Source organism: Nonlabens sp. (assembly GCF_047636915.1).
Classification (GTDB): Bacteria; Bacteroidota; Bacteroidia; order Flavobacteriales; family Flavobacteriaceae; genus Nonlabens.
Window position 1 is genome coordinate 1 of record NZ_JBLIGN010000132.1, and the last position, 4,845, is coordinate 4,845.

A 4,845-nucleotide genomic window follows, 5' to 3' on the forward strand; every position below is an offset into this window, starting at 1 on the left:
CAACAACTCTATAAGGTTCAAAAGGATATGGGCTGGAGATTGCTGCTGGATGAGAATGAAAAAATAACCCGTGGCGCCGATTCCATCAGCTTAGTAGGTGTTCAAAACTGGGGTGGTGGCCGTTTTCTTAAGTATGGAGACTTGCAAAAAGCAGCTGACGGGTTGAGGAAAGAAGAATTTAAAGTTTTATTGAGTCACGATCCTACACATTGGGATTTACAGGTAAAGAATGATGAGAAGAAATTCCACTTGACATTGAGCGGCCATACGCACGGAATGCAGTTTGGTATCGAGATTCCCGGCTTTATAAAGTTGAGTCCTGCTTGGTTTATTTATAAAAAATGGGCTGGAATCTATAAAGAAGCAGACCAATTTTTAAATGTGAATAGAGGTTTTGGTTTTTTAGGCTATTCGGGTCGTGCGGGAATTTGGCCAGAGATTACAGTGATTACCTTGAAGCGCAAAGTATAAGCATGTGGGATGAGGTTTTTAAAATATGCTTTGGATTTTTTAAGTATGGAATATCAAATAGGGAATTTTTGTTGTCTAATCCTAAAGGGAGCCTGAACCCTTAGAAATTTTATGTTGTAAAGTAGCTTCCACCACATCGTGTCATGGTTATAGCTAAGCAAAAGAGGCGGATTTTGAAAGGAGCCTTGTACCGATAGCCATCGGTATTGGGTAGTAAGGTATAGGGTTTTTGGAATAATGAATATCGATTAGGGAAAAGGGACTATAGAAAAACAAAAAAAACACAAAGTAAAAGAAACATATGCCAGTTGGATTAGGGATAAATTTCACGACATATGTCGTCCAAAACGATTCATACAGTGCCTATTGATGGTAAATAGGTATCGTTGTTACTTGTATGCTTTTTACGTACATTTGATTTTATAATCATTGATCATGGCTAAATTCGGGGAACTTATTAATGCAAATGTTCCAGTATTATTCAATTTTTTTACCAACTGGAATGAAGACACTATTGCCATGGATGCTGTGCTGCGTAATGTAGCAGCTGCGCTAGGGGATAAAGCAAAAGTGATCAAGATAGATATAGAAAAGAATGAGCAGCTGTCGGAAGCGCTAAGGATTAAAGGGGTTCCTACTTTTATCATTTATAAAAATGGCGAAATGAAGTGGCGACAAAGTGGTGCGCAAGATGACAACACATTGATCCATCGCTTGCAGCAGTTTTATTAGTTTTATGTCGCGCAATAATTGAAAACTTTGAACCGGTGTTCCACAGCCTCGATCTGTCATTCCAGAAGCTTACTGATGCAAACGGGTAGGAACCTTGTTAAAATTAGCCCACTGATGTTTTTGCAGCTATGCAAAAAGCAATAGAAGTTACTCCTCAACTAAGCAACTAAAAACAAGGCGCTGAGGGGAAAATATAGAGGGGTCCTGCACCACACCTTCTCCTCTATCGCACATTTCTTTAATCAAAATGATCGGGAGGCACACTCAAAATACTTGGTTTTAGGGCCTTTATGAGATGAGTTTTTGTAAGAGAAATACATTGGAAAAATTTTGTCGCAGCAACATCTGTTATAAAATCAAATGGTGTGGATAGCCATATTTGGGCGCGTTTATAGACATTGTCTATAAAAAAAAATAGTTTTCTATTTTTATAGCACCTCACTATTCCATCCATTTTTTTTAAGAAATTTCAAATAAGGAGGTAAAATTTCCTGTAGTTTTTTAAAGGCTTTATCGCTATCGTGGAACACAACAACACTGCCATTTCTCGTGTTTTTTTTAAGATTCTTTAAACAAGATACTGATGATCGTTTCCTATCAAAATCTCCTGAAATCACATCCCAAAGAACAATTTTATAGCCTTTTTCTTTTAAAGTATTGGCGACTTTAGGGGTTAGGTGACCATAAGGCGGTCTGAATAGTTTGGAAGCGACTAATTGAGAACATTTCGAAACATTTTCAAGATAGGTGTCTTTTTTTGAAGTCCAGGCATCTAAGTGGTTGTGCGTATGGTTTCCCACACGATGACCTCTTTCTTGCACAAGATCATAGATTTCAGGGTTTTTAGCGACTTGATCTCCTATACAGAAAAAGCTAGCTTGGAACCCATGTTTATCAAGCTCCTGCATGACAAATTCTGTCACTATCGGAGTAGGGCCGTCATCAAAAGTGAGATAGACGGTTTTTTTCTTCCGATCACCATGCCAGTGATAGCTCTTAAACAGATTAGAAAACCAGTCAGGAATGCTATCTGGGTAGATTTTCATGTTACTTTATCATATCTGTAGGAATATTTTCCTGCGAGTTGGTCACATTATCTACCGCATTATCAAGAAGGTCTCTCAACTCTGTGGCCGATGTAGAATCAGGGAACATTCCTTCCATACTCTCTCCATCTTTTCTAATGTAATACGCATCATTTAAATACCTAACAAATGGCTTGAAGTATTCATTATAGGCATCTACATGCTTATCGATCATTTCTTGATCCTTATAGAAAACAGGTACTTCAGTTATAGAGTTGTATCTGACTAAAGCCTGTTGAATACGTGTATAATTAATTTCTTGTTCCTGTAACGTTAATGCATTGTAATGATCCAGTTCATTCTGGTATTTTAAAATGATCTTATCCAATAAGTTTCTTGCCTTTTCTTTCTTATTAAGTTCGTAATAACCCGTAACAAATGGTTCTAGCATGGAGTAGTTTCCATAATACTCTAAAGGCATGTGCTCCATACCCAGATCTAAAAGTTCTTCAGCTTTGTTAAATTGTCCCTCCTTAGCTAAGGCCTCAGAAGCACGAGTAATATTGCTTCTATACCCTACGCTATTGCGTCTGGTTTCTACATCGTGGTAGATTTCTGAAGAACCACTATTGCCCCAATCCCAGCCTTTAATTACTTTATAGGTATAATCAGGATCTATTCTTCCCATATCAAAAGGATCACGCTCATCTTCTGGAGTGGACTTTATAGGCAATAAACGATACGCACAACCGTCCAGTTGTAAATAGTCTTTCATCCATATGTAATCTTCATCACCAAAGGCTCCTCCAGAGAAATATATTGGGCGCTCCCAATTGTTTGCATTGATGATATCAAGCATGAACATTCTGTTTTTATAGATGGCATTGCTGTTGACATTGATAACTATTTCATCTACTATTTTATCAGCATCTTTTTGCGGTACGACTCCATTGCTAAGTACGGCTTCCTTGTTTACAGGAATAGTGATGAATTTGGTAGGAAAGGTATGTTCAAAATGTTCGTTCCTCATTTGTTCCTGCGTCACTTTGTTATCGCTGGCCACCCATTCCATCCATTGGTTCAGTGGCATGGTGTCAGGAAATACATACGCAGCATCTTTATTTAAATCGCGCATGCGTTGCTCGATGCGCTCTTTATCTGCATAGTACAATACATCACGAGTCCCGTATTTGTATTTAGAATGAGTGAGCGTAGAAGGCACAGGCTCGCTGTCCCAAGCTTTCTTTTTCATATCATCCATGTACCAGTCGGTAGCTAGTAAGGAGGTACATACCACACGTACATCGGTACGATAGCCTTCTACTTCTTGGGCATACCACAAGGGGAACGTGTCGTTATCTCCTATGGTAAATATCAAGGCATTAGGCAAGCAGCTGTCCAGGTATTTTTTAGCGCTAGCGAGTGCTGTGTATTTATCAGATCTATCATGATCGTCCCAGTTTTGATAGCCCATAAGTAATGGAGCCGCTGCAAAACAAGCTGTTAGTGAGACCACCTGTGCGAGTCTTGATTTCATGACATCGCATAACATTTCATAAATCGCATAAACACCCATTCCTATCCACATGCTAAAAACCAGAAAGGAACCTACGTAAACATAATCACGTTCCCGGACTTGAAACATAGACTGGTTGAGATAAATAATAATGGCAAGTCCTGTAAATAAAAACAAAACTAAAGTGACGTAAAAGGACTTCAAATCTTTACGCGCATGAAAAACAGCACCTAAGATTCCTAATATAAGGGGCAGAAAGAAATAAGTATTGCGGCTTTTATTGTTCAACATGTCATCACTCAATTCGTCCTGAGTTCCTAAACGCCATTTATCTATAAATTTGATTCCGCTTATCCAGTTGCCATCATAAGAATCCCATTCTCCTTGCACATCGTTTTGTCTACCGGTAAAATTCCACATGAAATAACGCATGTACATATAGCTTATCTGATAGTTTGCCATGTATTGCATATTGCTAGCAAAACTAGGTTTGTCAATATCTACCGCATCCCTCAAGGATACAAGCACTTCTATATATTCCTCTGTGTCTATGGTGCCACGTTCTAGCCTGCGTTCATAGTCGTCCAAGACAGAAAGCAACTCTTGATTATCGCGGTATGCTGGTTTGATGGTATAATTAAGTCCACCCATAAAATCTATGTAGTTAGAAGAACGTGAAGGATCTGTCATGCGCGGGAAATATCCTTTGTGTCTATCGCTTGTATTAGGAATGGCATCCTTGTAGTTATTAACGATCACATATTTACCTAGTACCTCATCTTTTTCATATTTAGGTTTTTCGTCTTTAAACGCCTCATTGTCTTCTGTGTCAGGGTCATCTTCATTATATCCAGCATACATATCTGTAAAAGACATGCCATAAAATAGCCCTGGAGAAGGATATTGTTCTCTATTGTAGTAGGCGAGAAGAGCACGGGCATCTTCTGGGGCATTTTCATTGATAGGAGTTCCTGCATTGGCTCTTATAGGCAGCATGGTCCAGGAAGAAAATCCTATAAGAACAAACATGATGCATAAGGTGATCGTGTTTAATAGTGGTAGGTTACGTTTTCGCGAAAGCGAGATCAGAAAGGCAAATAA

The 4,845-nt window shown here is 38.7% G+C and carries 4 protein-coding genes; 2 read left to right on the plus strand and 2 right to left on the minus strand.

The window, feature by feature from the left end:
* Together ACJAT0_RS12575 and ACJAT0_RS12580 are read left to right on the plus strand one after the other, a co-directional pair.
* A partial coding sequence (locus tag ACJAT0_RS12575) for a metallophosphoesterase (RefSeq protein WP_415181934.1) occupies nt 1-471 on the plus strand: 471 nt, incomplete at its 5' end.
* A gap of 435 nt (nt 472-906) precedes the next feature.
* On the plus strand, nt 907-1,203 hold the full coding sequence (locus ACJAT0_RS12580; RefSeq protein WP_374002671.1) for a thioredoxin family protein: 297 nt from the start codon (nt 907-909) through the stop codon (nt 1,201-1,203).
* Nucleotides 1,204-1,631: 428 nt separating this feature from the next.
* Here ACJAT0_RS12580 and ACJAT0_RS12585 read toward each other — a convergent pair whose 3' ends face one another.
* Nucleotides 1,632-2,249, minus strand: coding sequence for a polysaccharide deacetylase family protein (locus ACJAT0_RS12585; RefSeq protein ID WP_415181935.1), 618 nt, complete (start codon nt 2,247-2,249; stop codon nt 1,632-1,634).
* 1 nt (nt 2,250) lies between these two features.
* Nucleotides 2,251-4,845: hypothetical protein (locus ACJAT0_RS12590; RefSeq protein ID WP_415181936.1), on the minus strand; the 2,595-nt coding region annotated here is incomplete at its 5' end.